We start from the raw sequence: 18,920 nt of genomic DNA, 5'->3' as shown, positions 1-18,920 counted from the left end.
TTCCGAAACGATCAGCCCGGGCGTTTCAGGCGTCCGGCGACGGCGCCCCATGAAGCCTTGATCATGCCGACCAGGCCGCTCGGGTAGGCCAGCATCACGCCGATGATCAGCATCGCCGTGATCATCGGCCGCCACGCGCCGAAATCGGCCATCCATTCGGCGAAGATCGTCAGCACGAAGGAGGCGACGATGGCGCCGTAGATGGTGCTGGTGCCGCCAAGCAGCACCATCGACAGGATGATGGTCGCCAGGCTCATGCCGAAGACGTCGATCGAGGCATTGCGCTGGTAGGCGGCGTAAAAGGCGCCGGCGATGCCGGTGAAGAAGGCGCTCGCGGCAAGCGTCAGCATGCGCTGGCGCACGATCGAGACGCCGCGGCTGATGGCGTATTCCTCATTGTCGCGCAAGGCGACGATACTGGCCCCGGCGCGTGAGCGCACAAACACGCGCAGGAACAGCGTACTTGCCACCAGCAGTGCCAGCGCGATGTAGAAATAGGCTGATTTGCCGTCGCGGACCATGTTATGGTCGAAGATATAGAGTCCGGGAATGCGCACCAGCCCTTGCGTGCCGCCGGTGATGGCCGACTGGCTGATGATCACCTGCATCACCAGCTGCGCGAAGCCGAAAGTGACCAGGATGATGTAGATGCCCTTCAGCCGCAGGATCGGGATGGTCACCAGGATCGCCGCCAGGGTTGCGATGACACCGCTGGCAAACAGCGCGATCCACGGGTCGAATTCGGCCAGCTTGGTCAGCAGGCTGTAGGCATAGACGCCGATGCCGAACAGCGCCAGATGGCCGAAATTGAAGACGCCGCCATAACCGAGGCTGAGGTCCCAGTTCGAGGCGACGATCGCATAGATGAAGGCCATGATCAGGATGTGGCGGGCATAGGTGTCACCGAAGATCAGCGGCAGCAGCGCCAGCAGGGCGAAGCCGAGCACGAAGCCGATGGCCTCCTGCTTCCACGGCGTGCGGCCTGGAGCGATCGGGGTTGCCGCCTCGGCGTGGCCAGGCGCGATCAGCGATGTCGTGTCGGTCATGCTAGGCCTCGGGAGCGGCTGGCAAAGATGCCCTCGGGGCGCACCATCAGGGTCAGGATGAGCACGCCGAACAGCAGTGCCGGCGTCCAGTACAAGCCGAAATAATAGCTGCAGGCTGCCTCGAAGAAGCCGATCAGATAGGCGGCGAAGATCGGACCCGATACGCTCGATATGCCGCCGAAAACGACGACGATCAGCGCCTTGAGCAGCGGGTCGCTGCCCATCACCGGCGACATGAAACGGTAGCCGCCCATGAAGATGCCGGCGAGCCCGGCCAGCGAAGCGGCAATGGCGAAGGCCAGCCCATAGAGCGCGGTGACGTTCAGCCCGACAAGGTGGCTGGCATCTTCATTTTGCGCCACGGCGCGGAGCGCCAGCCCCAGCCGCGTGCGGTTGAGGAACACCCAAAGTGCGGCCAGGATCAGCGGCGTGATCACGATGATGGCGATCTGGTGCAGGGAGACGCCGACGCCCCCGATGGTGGCGTTGCCGGCGATCAGCGCCGGGATCTGTTTCGAGCGCGGTCCCCAGATGGTCAGCGCGCCGTTCTCGATCAGCGACCCGGCCGCCAGCGTGGTGATGACGACGACCAGCACGATGTTGGGTCGGCCGATCAGCGGCCGCACGACGCTCGCCTGCAGGATCCAGCCGACGCCGGCCATGACGACGACGGCGATCGGAAAGGCGACCGCCGCCGGCAGGCCGAGTTCGACCAGCTGCCAGGCGATGTAGGCGCCCAGCATCATGAACACGCCATGGCTGAAATTGAACACGCCGATCGTCGTCCAGACCAGAGCCAGCCCGACCGCCATCATGGCGTAGAGCGAGCCCTGGAACAGGCCGCCGAACAGGATTTCCGCCAATGCGCTCATCTTCGGATTTTCCTAATGGCCAAAATACATCGACATGATCTCGCCGTGGTCGAGGCTTTCGCCCGGCTTGATCTCGGTCGCCACCGCGCCATGGTTGACGAGGTAGAGTTGCTGCGTCAGCTCCAGCAGGAATTCGATATCCTGCTCGACGACGATCAGCGGCACGCCGCCGCGCGAAATGTCCATGACGGAGGCGCAGAGTTCGTCCTTGATCTTGGGCGCCAGCCCCAGCGTCGGCTCGTCCAGGATCAGCAGGCGCGGATGGCTCATCAGCGCGGTGCCGATCGACACCATCTGGCGCTCGCCGCCCGACAATGTGCGCACGCGCTGGCGCCAGCGTTCCGCCAGTTTCGGAAACAGCTTGATCACCTTCTCACGGTTCTCCGCCTCATGCGGCCGGGCCCTTGGCGAATAGGCGCCGAGCGCCATGCAGTCGGCGATCGAGAGATCGGGAAACAGCCGGTTGCCTTGCGGCACATGGATCAGACCGGCGCCGACGATGGCGCGTGCGCTGCGGCCGGCAATGTCTTGCCCGTCGAACAGAATGCGGCCGCTCTTCGGCTGCAGCAGCCCGGAGACTGCGCGCAGCAGCGTCGTCTTGCCATGGCCGTTGGGGCCGAACAGGCCGACATTGCCGAAACGGCCGGCCTCCAGCGAGATATCGTGCAGCACGGTGACGCGGCCATAGCCGGCGGTGACGCCTTCGACGCTGAGAATGGGGTTCACGCCGCCGATCTCCTGGTGCCGAGATAGGCTTCGATGACGCGCGGGTCGGCGATCACGCCGGCCGGGTCGCCAGCGGCCAGGACGCGGCCATTGTTGAGCACCAGCAGATGTTGCGAAAGGCTCATCAGGAAGGTCAGCACGTGCTCGATCAGAAGGATGGTGATGCCGCGTTCGGCGGTGCGGCGGATCAGGCCGATAGACGTCTCGATCTCGGGCTTGGTCAGGCTCGATGCCGGCTCGTCGAGCAAGAGCATGCGTGGCTTCATGGCGATCGCGGTGGCCAGCATCAGGCATTTGCGCTCGAAGACGGACAACTCTCCGGCCAGCCGCCCGAAGGACGCGGACCCGAGCCCGACGAATTCCAGCGCCTCGGCGGCGGCATCGCGAGCTGCCACGGCCGTTTTTTCCTGCTTGCCGTAGCTGGCGCCGATCAGCGCGTTCTCGAACACGGTCAGCCCGTCGAAGCTGGTCTCGCGCTGAAACGTGCGGGCAAGGCCGAGGCGCGCGATCGCGTGTCCCGATTTGCCGTTTATGGCAAGACCGTCAAAGCGGATCTGGCCCCGGTCGGGGCCGAACGGGATGCCGGTGATGATGTTGAACAGCGTGCTCTTGCCGCTGCCGTTCGGGCCGGCGATGCCGAAGATCTCGCCGGCTTCGACCTTGAACGACACGCCGTCGACGGCCTTCAGCGAACCGAAGGCCTTCGACACGTCGTCCAGTTCAAGCAGGGCCATTCCCTACTTCATCCAGGGCTGGAGCTTGAAGGCGCCGGTGGCGTATTTTTCCGGCGAGATCAGCGTGCGCTGGCCATCCCAGATCTGGAAGAAGGTGATTGGAATATAGTCGTCGCCCTGCGTGGCAAGGTGGGTGGCGGGATCGAATTTCAGCCGCCCTTCCGCGACCTGCTTGTCGGTCTCCGACAGCGCCTTCATGATCGCCGCATGGTCGGATGCGCCGCCGACCTTCTTGACCGCGTCGAAATAGACATTGGTCATTTCGTAGAGGCCGACGCCGTAGGTGCCGCTCTCGACGCCGTATTTTGCCTTGAACTTGGCCGCCACCTCATCGGCGCGCGGGTTCTTCGGCGTCGTCAGCGCGCCGCCGAGCAGGTTGTAGATGACACCATCCGACTTCTTGCCGGTCAGCTCGACGAATTCCGGAACGCTCGGTGCGTATTGCAGGAAGACGAGGCTCTTGGTCGGCTGCTCGAGGAACTGGTTCAGGAACGACGCCGAATTGCCGGGCAGATAGTCGGTGTTGATGACGACATCGGGAACGTTCTCGCGCACCTTGGCGAGGATCGAACGCCAGTCGGTCACTTCGCCGAATGGCACGATCTCGTCGACGGTGATGGTCCAGCCCTTCTCCTTGAAGGTCTTCTTCATGCCTTCGGAGATGGTCTTCGAATAGGCGTTGTCGGACGAGATGATGGCGACCTTCTTGGTCGGCAGGGTGATCTTGCCATCGGCCGCGAGCTTCTCGACGAACAGGGTTACGTCGGTGTTGTAGGCGTCGAAGGAAGGGGTCAGCGACCAGCAGCACATATATTTGTCGGGGCTCGGCGCGATGATGTCCCTGGTCTGCTGCGAGGTGGCCGCCAGCATGTAGGGCATTTCCGCCTCGGCCATGTTGTCGATCTCGAAATTGGTCAGGCTGGCATAGCCGGTCAGCATGAAGTGCACGCCCGGATCGCCAAGCAGGCGCTCGACCGCGCTGGTGACGTTGCCGGCGGACTGATCCTTGACGTCGCCGACCACCAGTTCGAACGTATCCCCGGCAACGCCGCCGGCTGCGTTGGCCTCGTCGATGGCCATCTGCACGCCGCGCTGGAATTCCTGGCCGTCCGCCGCGGCAGGGCCGGTCAGCGGCGCAAGCAGGCCGATCTTGACGACGTCGGCAAAGGCGGGGGCGGCTGATGCGGCAAACATGCCGATCAGCGTGGTGCTCATCAGCATATGGCGGATTCGACTTGCGGCGGATTTGGGCTTCATCGTGCTGTTCCCTGTTTCCTCCCGTTCATCGGGAGTTGGATAATTGACAATCTACGCATAATTGTTCTTATTTGAAAAGGATTTTTCAACGCAACCTGGCCGGGAAGATGGTTCCCGCAAAGGTATGGAAGCCGTGGCGCTTTGCTGCGCAACTGCACTAAAACAAGGCAATTATAACGGAGCGGACAATGACGATCGCGCAGAAGACCCTTGACACCAGCCACGGCAAGATCGCGGTGCGCCAGACCAGTGGCCAGGGCACCGCTGTCATGCTGATCCACGGCAATTCATCTTCCAGCGCCGTTTTCCGCAACCAGTTGGACGGCCCGTTGGGCGAGCGCTACCACCTGATCGCTCCCGACCTGCCCGGCCACGGAGCGTCCGGCGATGCGATCGATCCTGAGCGTTCCTACAGCATGGAAGGCTATGCCGATGCCATGACCGAAGTGCTTGGGCTGCTCGGCATCGACAAGGCCATCGTCTTCGGCTGGTCGCTCGGCGGCCATATCGGGCTTGAGATGATCGACCGCTTTCCCGGCCTGCTTGGCCTGATGATCACCGGCACGCCGCCCGTCTCGCCCGAGGAGGTCGGCAACGGATTCAAGCCGAGCCCGCATATGCACCTCGCGGGGCAGGAAACCTTCAGCGGCGCCGATGTCGAGGCCTATGCGCGCAGCACTTGCGGCGAGCCGTTCGAGCCGTTTCTCATCGACACGGTGGCGCGCACCGATGGGCGGGCGCGGCGCCTGATGTTCGAAAAGTTCGCGGCCGGCACCGGCCGGAACCAGCGCGAAATCGTGGCCGGCAAGACGCCGCCGATCGCCGTTCTGAACGGCATCGACGAGCCATTCGTCAACACCGATTTCGTCTCCGCTGTGAAATTCTCCAATCTATGGGAAGGCAAGGCCCATCTGCTCGACAAATCCGGCCACGCGCCGTTCTGGGATTCGCCGGATCGTTTTGATCCGATCTTCGCCCGCTTCCTGGCAAGCGTCGACAGAGCGTAGGTTCGTAGTAAACCGCGCCTCAGACCCCACTTCGTGATGGGTGGGGTGACAATGGCGAGCATCTGTCGTATATTGACATAAAGATATCCTTATGTGACATGAAAAGGTCTGTCGCCAAAGGGATAAAAAATGTCGCAGAATTCTGCATCGCTGGACGCATTGTTCGGCCCCGTAGCGGCAAAACCCGACGGTTCGGAAGTGCTTGCGGCGCTCACTGCGGCAGCACGCGAGCGCATTCTCATCCTCGACGGCGCCATGGGCACACAGATCCAGGGCCTCGGCTTTGACGAGGACCAGTTTCGCGGCGAGGCCTTCGCCGGCTGCGCCTGCCATCAGCAAGGCAACAACGATCTTCTGATCCTGACGCAGCCCGGGGCGATCGAGGAGATCCACTATCAATACGCCATCGCGGGCGCCGACATCCTCGAAACCAACACTTTCTCCTCGACCTCGATCGCACAGGCCGACTACGGCATGGAAGATGCCGTCTACGCGCTGAACCGCGATGGCGCGCGGCTGGTACACCGCGCTGCTGTTCGTGCCGAGCAGCAGGACGGTAAGCGCCGCTTTGTCGCCGGCGCACTCGGGCCGACCAACCGCACCGCCTCGATGTCGCCCGACGTCAACAATCCCGGCTACCGCGCCGTGACCTTCGACGACCTGCGCCTCGCCTATGGCGAGCAGCTGCGCGGGTTGATCGATGGCGGCGCCGACATCATCCTGATCGAGACGATCTTCGACACGCTGAATGCCAAGGCGGCGATCTTCGCAGCGGAAGAGATCTTCATCGAAAAGGGCGTGCGCCTGCCGGTGATGATTTCGGGCACCATCACGGACCTCTCCGGCCGCACGCTGTCGGGCCAGACGCCGACCGCCTTCTGGCATTCGGTGCGCCATGCCAGCCCCTTCACCATCGGCCTCAACTGCGCGCTCGGCGCCAATGCGATGCGGGCGCATCTGGCCGAGATTTCAGGCGTCGCCAACACCTTCACCTGCGCCTATCCGAATGCCGGCCTGCCCAATGAATTCGGTCGGTATGACGAGAGCCCGGACTTCATGGCCGCGCAGATCGAGGAGTTTGCCCGCGAGGGACTGGTCAATGTCGTCGGCGGCTGCTGCGGTTCGACGCCCGAGCACATCCGCGCCATCGCCGAAGCGGTGAAGAAATATCCGCCACGTGCCATTCCAGACATCGAGCCCAAGATGCGCCTGTCCGGGCTGGAGCCGTTCACGCTCACCGACGAGATTCCGTTCGTCAATGTAGGCGAGCGCACTAACGTCACCGGCTCGGCCAAGTTCAGGAAACTGATCACGGCAGGCGACTATGTCGCCGCGCTCGACGTCGCGCGCGACCAGGTCGCCAATGGCGCGCAGATCATCGACATCAACATGGACGAGGGGCTGATCGATTCGAAGAAGGCGATGGTCGACTATCTCAACCTGATCGCCGCCGAGCCGGACATAGCCCGCGTTCCCGTCATGGTCGACAGTTCGAAATGGGAGATCATCGAAGCCGGCTTGAAATGCGTGCAGGGCAAGCCGCTGGTCAACTCCATTTCGATGAAGGAGGGCGAAGAGGCATTCCTGCATCATGCCAGGCTGGTGCGGGCCTATGGCGCCGCCGTGGTCGTCATGGCTTTCGATGAGGACGGCCAGGCCGACACCAAGGCGCGCAAGGTCGAGATCTGCACGCGCGCCTACAAGCTCCTGACCGAGCAGGCCGGCTTCCCGCCCGAGGACATCGTCTTCGATCCCAATGTCTTCGCCATTGCCACCGGCATCGAGGAGCACGACAATTACGGTGTCGACTTCATCGAGGCGGCCGGCGAGATCACCGCGACGCTGCTGCATGTTCATATCTCCGGCGGCGTGTCGAACCTGTCCTTCTCGTTCCGCGGCAACGAGCCGGTGCGCGAGGCCATGCATGCCGTGTTCCTCTACCATGCCATCCAGCGCGGCATGGACATGGGCATCGTCAATGCCGGTCAGCTTGCCGTCTACGATACGATCGAGCCTGATCTGCGCGAGGCCTGCGAGGACGTCGTGCTCAACCGCGCGCCCAGGGCCGGCGGCACCGCCACCGAACGCATGCTGGAGATTGCCGAACGCTTCAAAGGCACGGCCGGGAAGGAAGCGCAGGAGCGCGATCTCGCCTGGCGCGAATGGACTGTCGAACAGCGGATCAGCCATGCACTGGTCAACGGCATCACCGAATTCATCGACGCCGACACCGAGGAAGCGCGGCTTGCCGCCGAGCGGCCGCTGCATGTCATCGAAGGCCCGCTGATGGCCGGCATGAACGTCGTCGGCGACCTGTTCGGCGCGGGCAAGATGTTCCTGCCGCAAGTGGTGAAATCGGCGCGGGTGATGAAGCAGGCCGTCGCCGGATTGCTGCCGCATATGGAGGCCGAGAAGCTGGCCAACGCCGCCAACGGCATCGACAATGGCGAACGCCAGACAGCGGGCAAGATCCTGATGGCGACGGTCAAGGGCGATGTCCATGACATCGGCAAGAACATCGTCGGCGTCGTGCTCGCCTGCAACAACTACGAGATCGTCGATCTCGGCGTCATGGTGCCGGCGGCCAAGATCCTGCAGACGGCCCGTGAGCAAAATGTCGATGTCATCGGCCTTTCCGGCCTGATCACGCCGTCTCTCGATGAGATGGTGCACATGGCTTCGGAAATGGAGCGTGAAGGCTTCGACATTCCGCTGCTGATCGGCGGCGCGACGACCAGCCGTGTGCACACGGCGGTGAAGATCCACCCGCGCTACACCAAGGGCCAGACGGTCTACGTCACCGACGCCAGCCGGGCGGTGGGTGTCGTGTCGTCCTTGCTGTCGAACGAGACCAAGGGCGGCTATGTCGACACGGTGCGCACCGAATACAAGAAGGTCGCCGATGCGCATGCCCGCTCCGAAGCCGACAAGCAACGGCTGCCGCTGGCCAAGGCGAGGGCCAATGCGCACCGGATCGACTGGTCTGCCTACGAGCCGCCGAAGCCGTCCTTTACCGGCGTCAAGGTATTCGTGAACTGGGATCTCACCGAACTCGCGCGCTACATCGATTGGACGCCGTTCTTCCAGACTTGGGAGCTGAAGGGCCGTTATCCCAAAATTCTCGAAGACGAGGCGCAAGGCGCCGCCGCGCGCCAGCTGTTCGAGGATGCGCAGGCGATGCTGAAGCAGATCATCGCCGAGAAATGGTTCGCGCCGCGCGGCGTCGTCGGTTTCTGGCCGGCCAATGCCGTCGGCGACGACATCAGGCTGTTCACGGACGAAAAGCGGTCGCAGGAACTGGCGACCTTCTTTACCTTGCGCCAGCAGCTGACCAAGCGCGACGGCAAGGCCAATGTCGCACTGGCGGACTTCGTCGCGCCAGCGGAGTGCGGCAAGCCGGATTACATCGGCGGCTTTATCGTCACCGCCGGCATCGAGGAGGTGGCTATCGCCGAACGGTTCGAGCGAGCGAATGATGATTATTCGTCGATCATGGTCAAGGCGCTGGCAGACCGCTTCGCCGAAGCCTTTGCCGAGCGGATGCATGAGAAGGTGCGCAAGGAATTCTGGGGCTATGCTTCAGATGAAGCGCTGGCGCCGGACGAACTGATCGGCGAACCCTATCGCGGCATTCGTCCGGCGCCCGGCTATCCGGCGCAGCCCGATCACACCGAGAAGGCGACTTTGTTCCGGCTGCTCGACGGTGAGCGCAATGCAGGCGTGAGCCTGACCGAAAGCTATGCAATGTGGCCGGGTTCCTCGGTATCAGGCATCTATCTGGCGCATCCCGAAAGCTATTATTTCGGCGTCGCCAAGGTCGAACGCGACCAGGTCGAGGATTACGCACGCCGCAAGGCGATGCCATTGGCCGAGGTAGAGCGCTGGCTTGGCCCCATCCTCAACTACGTACCGGCACACTATGCCGAGGCGGCTGAATAGCGGCGCCATGCGTTCAACAGAATTTGCGCTGGTTGCCGGCTTGTGATCCGTGGCGCGGCGGTTACACCTGCGCGGGCAGCCGTCTTTATAGTTGGAGCGCCGAATGACCTTACTCACACGCCGCAGGCTTTTGAAGACGGCTGCGGTTGCCGGCGCGGGCGGGATCGGGCTTTCGGCGATGGGCCGGCTTGGTGGCTGGGCCGCCGCGACGCCTGAGCCGGTGGTTTTGCAGACGGCAAAGATCCAGGCGAAGCTGATGGATGTCGGCCAGACCAGGGATGTGCTGACCTATGGCAACGCCGGAATGCCGCCCGTGCTCAGGATGAAAAAGGGCGAGCCCTTCGCAGCACGCCTTGTCAACGCGATCGACGATCCGACGACGATCCACTGGCACGGTATTCGCGTTCCCAACAAGATGGACGGCGTGCCGTTTCTGGTACAGCCCTACGTCTACACCGGCGATCATTTCGACTACGCCTTCACGTCGCCCGATGCCGGCACCTTCTGGTACCACCCGCATTGCAACACGCTGGAGCAGATGGGCCATGGCCTGACCGGCGTGATCGTGGTCGAGAATCCCAACGATCCGAAATTCGATGCCGAAATCGTCCTCAATTTGCGCGACTGGCGCCTCGGCGACGACGGTCAGTTCATCGACCAGTTCCGGCCGCGCGATGCCGCGAGAACCGGCACTTACGGCACGGTACGCACCGCCAACTGGCTCGACCAGCCGCAATATGATGCGCCGGCCGGCGGACTTGCGCGGCTGCGTGTCGCCATCACCGACGTGACGCGCATCTACGCTTTCCGCGTCGACGGTGCGGAGGCGAGTGTCATGGCGCTCGACGGCAATCCGGTGCCTGAGCGTTTTTCGCCCGACGCCTTGCTGCTCGGACCCGGCCAGCGCATGGAGCTGGCCATACGCATGCCCGACAATGAAGGCGCGATGGTCAGCTTGAGGGACGTCAGGGGCACCAAGCCAAAAATCCTGGCGACCCTGCGCGCGACAGGAAAATCCCTCAAACGGGACATTCGCGATGTTGCTCCGCTGGAGCTCAATCCGGTGGCGGAAGTGGATCTCGCCAGTGCCAGGCATATTTCCCTGGCACTAAGCGCCACGGCGGAAAACGTCCCGAGCGATGGCATCTGCGGTTCGCTTGGCTATAGTTTCTGGGCCCTCAACAAAGTGCCGTGGCCAGGCGACACCAAGGACCCGACCGCGCCACTGGCCGAATTGAAGCTTGGCCAAAGCTACGTCATCGACATGGAGAACCTGACGCCGCAATCTCATCCGATGCATCTGCACGGTATGAGCTTCAAAGTGCTGTCATCCTCGACGCGCCAGGTTCAGCCTGTGATTTCCGACACCTATCTCATCCAGCCCAACGAGAAGGTTCAGCTCGGCTTCGTCGCCGACAATCCCGGCGATTGGCTGCTGCACTGCCACATCATCGAGCACCAGAAATCGGGAATGACGAGCTATGTCAGGGTGGTGTGAAGCCGCGTCAGCCTGCGCGTAGCGTCTGTGCCGTCATTTGCGCAACTGCGCCTCGATCTCGTCGAGCACCTTGTCCTTGCCGATGCCGGTGAGGAAGGCGAGGCCCTTGATCACCGGCTTGGTGACCGAAGCGGAGATCGGGGTGGTTGCGACGATGAAGTCGACATTGTCGGCCAGTCCGGGCACTTCGGTGGCCTTCGCCTGCTGGGCATTGAAGGTGAGGCCGCGTTTCTTCATTTCCTCGGTGACGGCGACATTGACCGCGGTCGAGGTGGCGATGCCCGTGCCGCAGGCAAAGAGAATGGTTTTCTGTCTCGACATCTCTGCTTCTCCTTGTTTCAGCCGAGTACGGCTCGCACGTCTTCGAGGGTTCTGGCCGACCTCAAATCATCCAAGGCTTGCGGGTTCTGGATGGTGGCCATGACGGCCTGCAGCGCCTCAATCTGCTTGTCCTTGTCGTTGATGGCAAGCAGGAAGACGAAGCCGACCGGCAGCATCTCGTCGGGATCCTCCATGTTGGCGAAGGTCACTGGTTGCTTCAATGTGCCCATCGCGATGCCAGGCTTCAGCACATGCTCCGGATCGGTGTGCGGCACCGCGACATTATCGGAGCGTTCCAGCGGCAGTCCGGTCGGGATGGTCAATTCGCGGCGCACGACCGCGTCGGCATAGCTGCTTTTGACATAGCCAAGTCTCTCCAGCCGGCCCGCCAGGATGCGGATGATCTCCTCATTGGTCGAGGCATCGGATCCGAGCACGATCGCGTCAGGGTCCAGAAGCTGCATGAGTCCGTCGGACATTCTTTGCTCCGTCTATGAAATCGTGCGCCGCGGGAAGGGCGCACGATCGGTTTGAGGGTGGACGCTATCAGGTTCAGGCCGTCTCTTCGGCCGGCTCGTCCTCGGCGCCCGCGGCCCGCTCCCAGCCGAGCGGATTGCGGCGGTAGAGGACAAACAATGCCGCGATGACCACTGCGATCACGATGATGCCGACAAGCCCCATCCCCTGGATCGCCTCGATGACCACGTAAGGCACCCACAGGAAGCCGTCGACCACCGAGGTGATCTGCAGCGCGTCCGCCGGCAGCTTGAAGCCCGACGAGACTGCTGCGCTGGTGAACAGCGGCGCCAGCGCGTTGGCGACGTAGAAGCCGATGGCCAGCGTCACCGTGCCGATCACCACCATGCGGAACACGTTGCCTTTGACCAGCGGCGCGGTCATGGCGACGATGAAGGGGATGACCGCGAGGTCGGCGAACAGGATGACGCGGTTGCCCGGCAGGATGATGGACAGGATGATCGCGATCGGCACCAGGATCAGCGACGACGAGATCGCGGCCGGATGGCCGATCAGGATCGCCGAATCGAGGCCAACGAGAAGCTCTCGGTCACCGGTGCGCTTGCGCACGAACGCCTGTGCGGCGTCGGAGACGGGGATCAGCCCCTCCATCAGGATCTTGACCATGCGCGGCAGCAGCAGCATCACCGCGGCCAGTGTCATGCCGGTGCCCAGAACCTTGGCCAGCACCACGCTGAGATCACCCGCATTGTAGAACGCGATTGCACCAAGCACGAGGCCGATGATGAGGCCCATCACGACAGGTTCGCCGAACACGCCGAACCTGCGCTCGATCGTATCGGTGTTGATGTTGATGCGGTTGATCCCGGGAATGCGGTCCATGATCCAGTTGAGCACAATGGCGATCGGCAGGATCTGTGCCGAGGCGAGATGCGGCACCGAAATGCCGGGCACGCCGTAGAACTGCTGTACCGCGCGCGCCGACCAGTCGGCGAACAGCAGCGAGAGTGCTGCGACAAGTGCTGCGACCGCGATGCCATAGGCCAGATTGTCGGTTGCGGCGACCACCAGCGAGCCGACAAAGGCGAAGTGCCAGAAATTCCAGACGTCGACATTGAGCGTGCGCGTCATGCGTGTCAGCAACAGCACGATGTTGACGAGGATGCCGACCGGAATGACCCAAAGGCCGACCGACGAGCCGAAGGCGATCGCGGCCGCGGAGGGCCAGCCGACATCGATGATGTCGCGATGAATGCCGGTGTTGGTGACGATGGCCTTGGCGACGTCGCCAATCGACGTGAACATGAGGCCAAGCACCAGATTGATGCCGATGAAGGCGACGCCGATGGTGACGGCGGCGCGAAAAGCCTTGCTGACCTTGGCGCCCAGAACCACGGCGATGATGAAAATGACAATTGGCAGCAGGATCGTCGGGCCAAGCGTATCGATGGCCCCTTTTAGGCCCGCGAGAACAGTATCCATTTTTCCTCCCCTGGAGCCGCGAGCCTTCGCTCGACGCCTCGCAATGATGCTCCATCCAGCCTTTGACGCCCCGGCGCAAAGACACTCCCCAATTTGCCCCAGAGGCGAATGCTTTCCGACTGTCGCGTCGGTGAACATTTGCCTTTGTTGACAAACGAATGTTTTATTGGGGTTGTCAGCTGCGATGTCAATTGGTTGCGCTTCGGCCAATCGAGCCTCGGCGGTCGTCCCTTCCGAGACGATTTCGCGGGAAATTGCCGGTCGCGACCGGGTTTCGTTGGCAAATAGAACCCGTTCCCTGCTATCCGACCTCAAATCACGAAGCTGTGGACATTCCTGCATGACCAACGTCGCCCTGACCGGCCTTGCCCGCGATCTCGCCAGGCGTGCCGCCGAGGGCCGCCCGGTGCGCATCGGTGTCATCGGTTCGGGCGAAATGGGCACCGATCTGGTCACCCAAGGCATGCTGATGCCAGGCATTTCGATCTGCGCCGTCTCGACGCGCCGCCCGCACACCGCGCGCGATGCCATCCGTATCGCCTATGGCGACGAAGCCATGGCCGTCGAAGCCGACACCGCGTCGAAAGTCACCGGCGCTATCGAGAGCGGCAAGATCGCCGTCACTTCGAACGAGATGCTGGTCACCAATCCGCTGATCGACGTCGTCATCGACGCCACCGGCAAGCCGGGCGTCGCCGCCGATTTCGACCTCATGGCGATGGAGCACGGCAAGCATCTGGTGATGATGAACGTCGAGGCCGACGTCACCATCGGCTGCTACCTCAAGCAGCAGGCCGACCGGCTTGGCGTCGTCTATTCGGTGGGTGCGGGCGACGAGCCGTCGAGCTGCATGGAACTGATCGAATTCGCGTCGGCGCTCGGGCTGACCATCGTCTCGGCCGGCAAGGGCAAGAACAACCCGCTCAACCACGATGCCGTACCGGACGACTATCGCGCCGAAGCCATCCGCCGCAACATGAACCCGCGCATGCTGGTCGAGTTCGTCGACGGTTCCAAGACCATGGTCGAGATGTGTGCCATCGCCAACGCCACCGGGCTGGTGCCCGACGTGCCCGGCATGCACGGCCCCAAGGCCGACCGCGATGACCTCGCCAAGGTGCTGATCCCGCGCGAGGATGGCGGTCTGTTGCTCAGGAAAGGCGTCGTCGACTACACGGTCGGCAAGGGCGTCGCGCCTGGCGTGTTCGTCATCGTCGAGGCGACGCATCCGCGCATCATCGAGCGCATGGACGACCTGCATATCGGCCACGGCCCCTACTACAGCCTGTTTAGGCCCTATCATCTGACCTCACTGGAGGTGCCGCTGACCGCCGCCCGCATCATGCTTTTCGGCAAGCCCGACATGGTGCCGCTGCCGCAACCCGTTGCCGAAGTCTGTGCGGTCGCCAAGCGGGATCTCGCCGCCGGCGAGACCTTCGATGCGATCGGCGAGACCTGTTACCGCTCCTGGACGATGACCGTCGGCGAAGCCCGTGCCCAGCGCGCCGTGCCGGTCGGCCTGCTCGAGGGCGGCAAGGTGCTGAAACCGGTCAGGAAAGGCGAATTGCTGACGTCAGACAATGCGTCGCCCGACCAGACGACAAGGCTGTTCGCCTTGCGCCGGCTGCAGGACGAGATGCTCTACGGGGCCTGAAAGGACCACGCTGGCGCTGCTACGACAAATGATAGATTGTGGGGCAAATGTCGCCAAGGTCGGTCACATGAACCTTCGAATCAGGAATCCGCTTGCCCGCGAACTGGCTCGCCAGCTTGCCGCCAAGCGCAAGGTTTCCATGACCAGAGCGGTTATCGAAGCGCTTGAAAGTGAACTGAAAAACGCCCGTATGCCTCTGGCGGAACGGCTGGCTGCAATCGCCGGTGATTTGAGGTCCAAAGCGGGCAAGGCTGGCCGGGTCGTGAGCAAGAATGAGATCGATGCCATGTGGGGTGGCGGCCAGAATGACGCCTGACAGGTGCACAGGGGTTGTCACGTTGGAAGGCCTGCTGGCAGCTCGGATTTCGTCGTTCGTTTCGATGGATCATCGTAGACATTCGGGATTGACCGGAGCCTTCCCAACTTCGTCATCCACGGGCGGAGCAGGAGCGAAGCGACGTCGCGGAGACCCGAGGATCCATGCCGTGATCTTGGTCGAGGAATGCAGCGGAGCAGAATTCTGCACCGCAGCAGCGCTTTGAAGTCGCGGCATGGATCCTGGGGTCTGCGCCGCGTCGCTGCGCTCCTTGCTTCGCCCCAGGATGACGAAGCGATGTGCATTTCCGCCAAGCCATCAACGCAAGCACGTCCGACCCATCAAAACTTCGGCAGCGGAGGAGTTGACGATTACTTCCCCAGCTCGACCGACCGCAGCCGCGCAGCCTCCACCGCCTCTGTGAGAAGGCGCGTCAGCCGGTGCTCGCCCATCAGCACGGCCAGCGCCGCGGCCGTCGTGCCGTTGGGGCTGGTGACCTGCTGGCGCAGCACGCCCGGTTCCTCGCCGCTTTCGGCGGCGAGCGAGGCGGCGCCATAGACTGTCTGCATGGCGAGCAGCTTGGCGGTCGCCGTTGGCAGCCCGGCCTTCTCGGCGGCCACGGTCAGCGCTTCGATGAAATGGAAGATGTAGGCCGGCCCAGATCCGGAGACGGCGGTCACCGCATCCATCAGGCCCTCGTCGTCGATGGTGGCCACTTCGCCGCTCGCCGACAAAAGATCGGCGACGAAACGCTTGGTGTCATCCGACACGAGCTTGTTGGAGAACACCACCATCATGCCCTTGCCGATTGCCGCGGGTGTGTTGGGCATGCAGCGCACGATCGGCGCGCGGCTGCCGAGGATTTCCTCGAAGGTGTTGGCCGGCGTGCCGGCGGCGATGCTGACGAAGGTGGTGCGGCCATCGCCGAAACGCTTGTAGGCGGAGGTGACATCGCGGATCACCTGCGGCTTCACCGCGATGACGACGAGATCGGGCACGGCATCGGCCGGGATGCTGCCGGCATCGGCTGATGTCGCGCAGCCCAGCGTGGCCGCGCGATTGCGCAGATCGGCATTGGGCTCGACCACGAAAACCGCCGATGGCGCAAGCTTACCGGATTTCAGCCAGCCTGAGAGCATGGCGTAACCCATATTGCCGCAGCCGGCGAGAACAAGCCTGATCGTCATCAAAAGCCCTCCGAAGGAAGGCTTTCACATAGACGCTGGCGCTTCCCCGGGGAAGCCCCCGTCAGGAGGAACGGAAAGATCGCGAGCCGCGATCGGGATCGCGCACTGCCATCGGCCGCAGCGAGACTTGCCTGAGGCCAAATACGCCGAGCACGAAGAACAGCCAGACCGGGTCGCCGCGATGGAAGAAGAAGCTTTCGAGAAAAGCGTTCAGCGCCGTGAACAGCACCACCATCATGAAGAAGTCACCGAGAAAAATGTTTTCCCTGCGCAACGGAATGCGCATGTAGTCGCGCAGCGGCGCGATGAGGAAAGTGTAGACCGCCACGCAGAGTGCCGGAATGCCCATCAGCACGGCGATGTCGAGGTAGCCGTCATGGCCGTGCACGATGGTCCGGATGTCCCACGGCCGGTCGAAGGGCTGGTCCTGGTTGAGCAGCAAGGGCGTGCCCCAGAAGCTCTCATAGCCGTAACCGGTCCATGGCTTCTTCGCGAGCATGCTGCCGGCGAACTCCCACAGCGTCGTGCGGCCCGTATAGGTCATGTCCGGGAAATAGATCGCCGCGAGATGTTTTATCGGCGGCAGGAATACGATGCCCAGCGTGCCGACCGCTGTCGCGACGATCGCCAGCGCAAACAGGATCGGCGTGCCGAGCCGCATGCCGATCAGGCTCGGGAACATGACGATCAGGATCGAGAACGGCACCAGGCCGGCTGTCGTCTTGGAGCCGGTGTGCAGCATGAAGATCATCGCAGCGAAGAAGATCCCGGCACCCCAGTAGCGCTGTCCGCGCCGGTAGAGATAGAGGCCCGCGAAGCTGAGGCAGGCCATGATCGGCCCGGCGATGTTCTTGTGGGTGAACACGCCGCGCCACAGGCCGGCATGCTCAGGCTCCTGCGAGTCGGCGGTGTGCATCGCCTCATGCGGAAAAACGATGAGCCCGAGATAGGAAAGGCCCATGACCACGACGGCGGTGAAGATGATCACCTTCGAGAAGGCTTCGGCGTCGCGAGGCAGCACCAGGATCGTCGCCATCGTCAGGATGCCGATCAGGGTGAAGGAGGCGGCGCGCATGGCCGAAGGCGGATCGGTCGACAGGATCACCGAGAGGAAAAAGAAGCCCAGCATCAGCATCCAGGACGGGCTGAGCAGCGAGCGCACCACACGCGGATCGGCAAAGGCCATCAGCGAGAAGATCGACATGGCGCCGAGCGAACCGAAGCCAAGCTGGTTGACGATGTCGCCGCCTTGACCGGCGAGTTCTGCGCCGCCCGGCTGGAACGGCCGGAAGGACACCATGATGACGGTCAACAGCAGCGCGGCAATGGCGGTGGCCACGCCTTCGCGCGTGAACGCGGCGCTGAGCGGCGCGCGCTCAGTTTTTCTCAGGCTGGCGATATTGCTCATTGGCATATCCGAATTCGGCCAGCACGCGGCCCAGCGCCACATGGACAGGGTAGATGGCGATATCAGGCGATCCGGTCCGCGCCAGCCGGATCAGGCCGCGAAGCGGCGAGGCGGCAAGCAGTGCCAGGCTCTTCAGCAACACCTTGGCGCCGGCCAGCGGTGTGCCGGCGCGCTTCTTCTTTTCGACCAGTGTCGAGATGACACCGTTGCGCAGGCTGCGGGCCCGGATCCAGTCGGCTTCGATACGCCGGGCCGGGACGGTTTCATGCACCTTGGCCTCGGCGCACCAGCCCAGCACAAAGCCCTTTTGCGCCGACCGGCTGAGAAAGTCGGAATCGCCGCCGCCCATGAAGTTGAATCTGAGATCGAGAAAGGGTGGACCCATGGCGATCAGCACGTTGCGCCCGACCAGAAGATTGCCGGACGAATAGAGCGCCGGCACCCGCCCGGTTGCCCGATAAGGCGGCGCGAACACCGGATGCTCGGCCCATCGCGCATGGGCGGGGTCGGCAAACACGGGCACCTGCGGGCCGCCGACAATATCGGCACTGAGCGTTTCGGCAGCCCGGCACATCCGTTCCAGCCACTGCGGATCGGCGATCTCGTCATCGTCGATGACCAGCAGATGCCTGAAGTTCGGGAATTGCAGGATGGCTGTCTGCCAGCCGGCATTGTAGGCGCTGCAATTGCCGCGCTCATGCGCGATGATGACCAGGCCCGACATTTCGCCCCGCTCGAACAGCGGCAGCGCTGCCTTGGCGCCGGCCCGCGCCTCGGCTTCGTTCTCCATGACGATCACGGCAAAGCGCCTGCCGGTTTGCTGCGCTCGCAGCGACGCCAGCGTTTCCAGCACCTGCTCGGGACGCTTGAAGGTCGGCAAGGTGACGACGGCTTCGACGGCCTCGACGTCAAGCCGCGGCGTGCGTCCCGCGACCGATACCGAACCGTCCGATGGCAAAGGGATCATCCGTGTCCAGCCACATGGTGAGTTGGGCT

16 protein-coding genes are annotated in these 18,920 nt (G+C 63.1%); 5 read left to right on the top strand and 11 right to left on the bottom strand.

The annotated features are described in order from the left end of the window. Positions 1 to 11 precede the first annotated feature (11 nt). The 5 genes from NP503_RS30480 to NP503_RS30460 are packed head-to-tail and all read right to left on the bottom strand — an operon-like array spanning position 12 to position 4,635. Positions 12 to 1,046 carry a branched-chain amino acid ABC transporter permease gene (locus NP503_RS30480; RefSeq protein ID WP_127269238.1) on the bottom strand — a complete coding sequence of 345 codons (1,035 nt, stop codon included), beginning with the start codon at positions 1,044 to 1,046 and terminating at the stop codon, positions 12 to 14. Continuing rightward, complete coding sequence (locus tag NP503_RS30475; RefSeq protein WP_127269237.1) at positions 1,043 to 1,918, bottom strand: branched-chain amino acid ABC transporter permease; 876 nt, start codon at positions 1,916 to 1,918, stop codon at positions 1,043 to 1,045. The genes NP503_RS30480 and NP503_RS30475 overlap by 4 nt, the downstream gene beginning before the upstream one ends. A 12-nt stretch (positions 1,919 to 1,930) precedes the next feature. Then, positions 1,931 to 2,644, bottom strand: a complete 714-nt coding sequence (locus tag NP503_RS30470; protein WP_127269236.1) for an ABC transporter ATP-binding protein — start codon at positions 2,642 to 2,644, stop codon at positions 1,931 to 1,933. Next, positions 2,641 to 3,378 (bottom strand): ABC transporter ATP-binding protein, encoded by a 738-nt coding sequence (locus NP503_RS30465; RefSeq protein WP_027035743.1) that lies wholly within the window; start codon positions 3,376 to 3,378, stop codon positions 2,641 to 2,643. The genes NP503_RS30470 and NP503_RS30465 overlap by 4 nt, the downstream gene beginning before the upstream one ends. 3 nt (positions 3,379 to 3,381) lie before the next feature. Continuing rightward, the gene (locus NP503_RS30460; RefSeq protein WP_027035742.1) at positions 3,382 to 4,635 is read right to left on the bottom strand and encodes an ABC transporter substrate-binding protein; all 1,254 of its coding nucleotides are present in this window, start codon (positions 4,633 to 4,635) and stop codon (positions 3,382 to 3,384) included. 188 nt (positions 4,636 to 4,823) lie between these two features. Between NP503_RS30460 and NP503_RS30455 the strand changes: the two genes are divergently transcribed. The 3 genes from NP503_RS30455 (at position 4,824) to NP503_RS30445 (ending at position 11,079) form a co-directional block, all read left to right on the top strand. Further along, positions 4,824 to 5,642 carry an alpha/beta fold hydrolase gene (locus tag NP503_RS30455; protein WP_127272179.1) on the top strand — a complete coding sequence of 273 codons (819 nt, stop codon included), beginning with the start codon at positions 4,824 to 4,826 and terminating at the stop codon, positions 5,640 to 5,642. Positions 5,643 to 5,771: 129 nt separating this feature from the next. Then, positions 5,772 to 9,581, top strand: a complete 3,810-nt coding sequence (gene metH / locus NP503_RS30450) for a methionine synthase (protein WP_127272180.1) — start codon at positions 5,772 to 5,774, stop codon at positions 9,579 to 9,581. A gap of 103 nt (positions 9,582 to 9,684) precedes the next feature. Next, complete coding sequence (locus NP503_RS30445) at positions 9,685 to 11,079, top strand: multicopper oxidase family protein (RefSeq protein WP_127267973.1); 1,395 nt, start codon at positions 9,685 to 9,687, stop codon at positions 11,077 to 11,079. Positions 11,080 to 11,112: 33 nt separating this feature from the next. Here the strand turns inward: NP503_RS30445 and NP503_RS30440 are convergent, their stop codons facing one another. The 3 genes from NP503_RS30440 to NP503_RS30430 all read right to left on the bottom strand — a co-directional run bounded on the left by NP503_RS30440 (position 11,113) and on the right by NP503_RS30430 (position 13,359). Further along, positions 11,113 to 11,400 (bottom strand): PTS sugar transporter subunit IIB, encoded by a 288-nt coding sequence (locus NP503_RS30440; RefSeq protein WP_023809203.1) that lies wholly within the window; start codon positions 11,398 to 11,400, stop codon positions 11,113 to 11,115. Positions 11,401 to 11,417: 17 nt separating this feature from the next. Further along, on the bottom strand, positions 11,418 to 11,879 hold the full coding sequence (locus tag NP503_RS30435; protein WP_127267974.1) for a PTS sugar transporter subunit IIA: 462 nt from the start codon (positions 11,877 to 11,879) through the stop codon (positions 11,418 to 11,420). Between the two features lie 73 nt (positions 11,880 to 11,952). After that, positions 11,953 to 13,359 (bottom strand): PTS galactitol transporter subunit IIC, encoded by a 1,407-nt coding sequence (locus NP503_RS30430; protein WP_027035737.1) that lies wholly within the window; start codon positions 13,357 to 13,359, stop codon positions 11,953 to 11,955. A gap of 340 nt (positions 13,360 to 13,699) precedes the next feature. On the opposite strand from NP503_RS30430, the gene NP503_RS30425 reads away from it, so the two are divergent. Both NP503_RS30425 and NP503_RS33320 read left to right on the top strand, forming a co-directional pair. After that, on the top strand, positions 13,700 to 15,013 hold the full coding sequence (locus NP503_RS30425; RefSeq protein ID WP_127272181.1) for an NAD(P)H-dependent oxidoreductase: 1,314 nt from the start codon (positions 13,700 to 13,702) through the stop codon (positions 15,011 to 15,013). Then, positions 14,940 to 15,329: a type II toxin-antitoxin system VapB family antitoxin gene (locus NP503_RS33320; RefSeq protein ID WP_306256354.1), complete on the top strand. Its 390-nt coding sequence runs from the start codon at positions 14,940 to 14,942 to the stop codon at positions 15,327 to 15,329. The genes NP503_RS30425 and NP503_RS33320 overlap by 74 nt, the downstream gene beginning before the upstream one ends. A 371-nt stretch (positions 15,330 to 15,700) precedes the next feature. Here the strand turns inward: NP503_RS33320 and proC are convergent, their stop codons facing one another. The 3 genes from proC to NP503_RS30405 all read right to left on the bottom strand — a co-directional run bounded on the left by proC (position 15,701) and on the right by NP503_RS30405 (position 18,891). Continuing rightward, positions 15,701 to 16,516, bottom strand: a complete 816-nt coding sequence (gene proC, locus NP503_RS30415; protein ID WP_127269835.1) for a pyrroline-5-carboxylate reductase — start codon at positions 16,514 to 16,516, stop codon at positions 15,701 to 15,703. A 61-nt stretch (positions 16,517 to 16,577) separates the two neighbouring features. Continuing rightward, on the bottom strand, positions 16,578 to 17,924 hold the full coding sequence (locus NP503_RS30410) for an O-antigen ligase (RefSeq protein ID WP_127269837.1): 1,347 nt from the start codon (positions 17,922 to 17,924) through the stop codon (positions 16,578 to 16,580). Beyond that, the gene (locus tag NP503_RS30405) at positions 17,893 to 18,891 is read right to left on the bottom strand and encodes a glycosyltransferase family 2 protein (protein WP_127269839.1); all 999 of its coding nucleotides are present in this window, start codon (positions 18,889 to 18,891) and stop codon (positions 17,893 to 17,895) included. Before NP503_RS30405 ends, NP503_RS30410 begins: the two co-directional genes overlap by 32 nt. Positions 18,892 to 18,920 lie beyond the last annotated feature (29 nt).

Source organism: Mesorhizobium sp. SEMIA396, assembly GCF_024518615.1.
GTDB lineage: Bacteria > Pseudomonadota > Alphaproteobacteria > Rhizobiales > Rhizobiaceae > Mesorhizobium.
The sequence above is the reverse complement of the archived record's forward strand: the minus strand, read 5'-3'. Positions and strand labels throughout refer to the sequence as shown.

Excerpts from the sequence above, each read along its gene's own strand:
- NP503_RS30480 (WP_127269238.1), bottom strand. The coding sequence starts at position 1,046 with ATGACCGACACGACATCGCTGATCGCGCCTGGCCACGCCGAGGCGGCA.
- NP503_RS30475 (WP_127269237.1), bottom strand. The coding sequence starts at position 1,918 with ATGAGCGCATTGGCGGAAATCCTGTTCGGCGGCCTGTTCCAGGGCTCG.
- NP503_RS30465 (WP_027035743.1), bottom strand. The coding sequence starts at position 3,378 with ATGGCCCTGCTTGAACTGGACGACGTGTCGAAGGCCTTCGGTTCGCTG.
- NP503_RS30460 (WP_027035742.1), bottom strand. The coding sequence starts at position 4,635 with ATGAAGCCCAAATCCGCCGCAAGTCGAATCCGCCATATGCTGATGAGC.
- NP503_RS30455 (WP_127272179.1), top strand. The coding sequence starts at position 4,824 with ATGACGATCGCGCAGAAGACCCTTGACACCAGCCACGGCAAGATCGCG.
- metH (WP_127272180.1), top strand. The coding sequence starts at position 5,772 with ATGTCGCAGAATTCTGCATCGCTGGACGCATTGTTCGGCCCCGTAGCG.
- NP503_RS30445 (WP_127267973.1), top strand. The coding sequence starts at position 9,685 with ATGACCTTACTCACACGCCGCAGGCTTTTGAAGACGGCTGCGGTTGCC.
- NP503_RS30440 (WP_023809203.1), bottom strand. The coding sequence starts at position 11,400 with ATGTCGAGACAGAAAACCATTCTCTTTGCCTGCGGCACGGGCATCGCC.
- NP503_RS30435 (WP_127267974.1), bottom strand. The coding sequence starts at position 11,879 with ATGTCCGACGGACTCATGCAGCTTCTGGACCCTGACGCGATCGTGCTC.
- NP503_RS30430 (WP_027035737.1), bottom strand. The coding sequence starts at position 13,359 with ATGGATACTGTTCTCGCGGGCCTAAAAGGGGCCATCGATACGCTTGGC.
- NP503_RS30425 (WP_127272181.1), top strand. The coding sequence starts at position 13,700 with ATGACCAACGTCGCCCTGACCGGCCTTGCCCGCGATCTCGCCAGGCGT.
- NP503_RS33320 (WP_306256354.1), top strand. The coding sequence starts at position 14,940 with ATGCGTCGCCCGACCAGACGACAAGGCTGTTCGCCTTGCGCCGGCTGC.
- proC (WP_127269835.1), bottom strand. The coding sequence starts at position 16,516 with ATGACGATCAGGCTTGTTCTCGCCGGCTGCGGCAATATGGGTTACGCC.
- NP503_RS30410 (WP_127269837.1), bottom strand. The coding sequence starts at position 17,924 with ATGAGCAATATCGCCAGCCTGAGAAAAACTGAGCGCGCGCCGCTCAGC.
- NP503_RS30405 (WP_127269839.1), bottom strand. The coding sequence starts at position 18,891 with ATGATCCCTTTGCCATCGGACGGTTCGGTATCGGTCGCGGGACGCACG.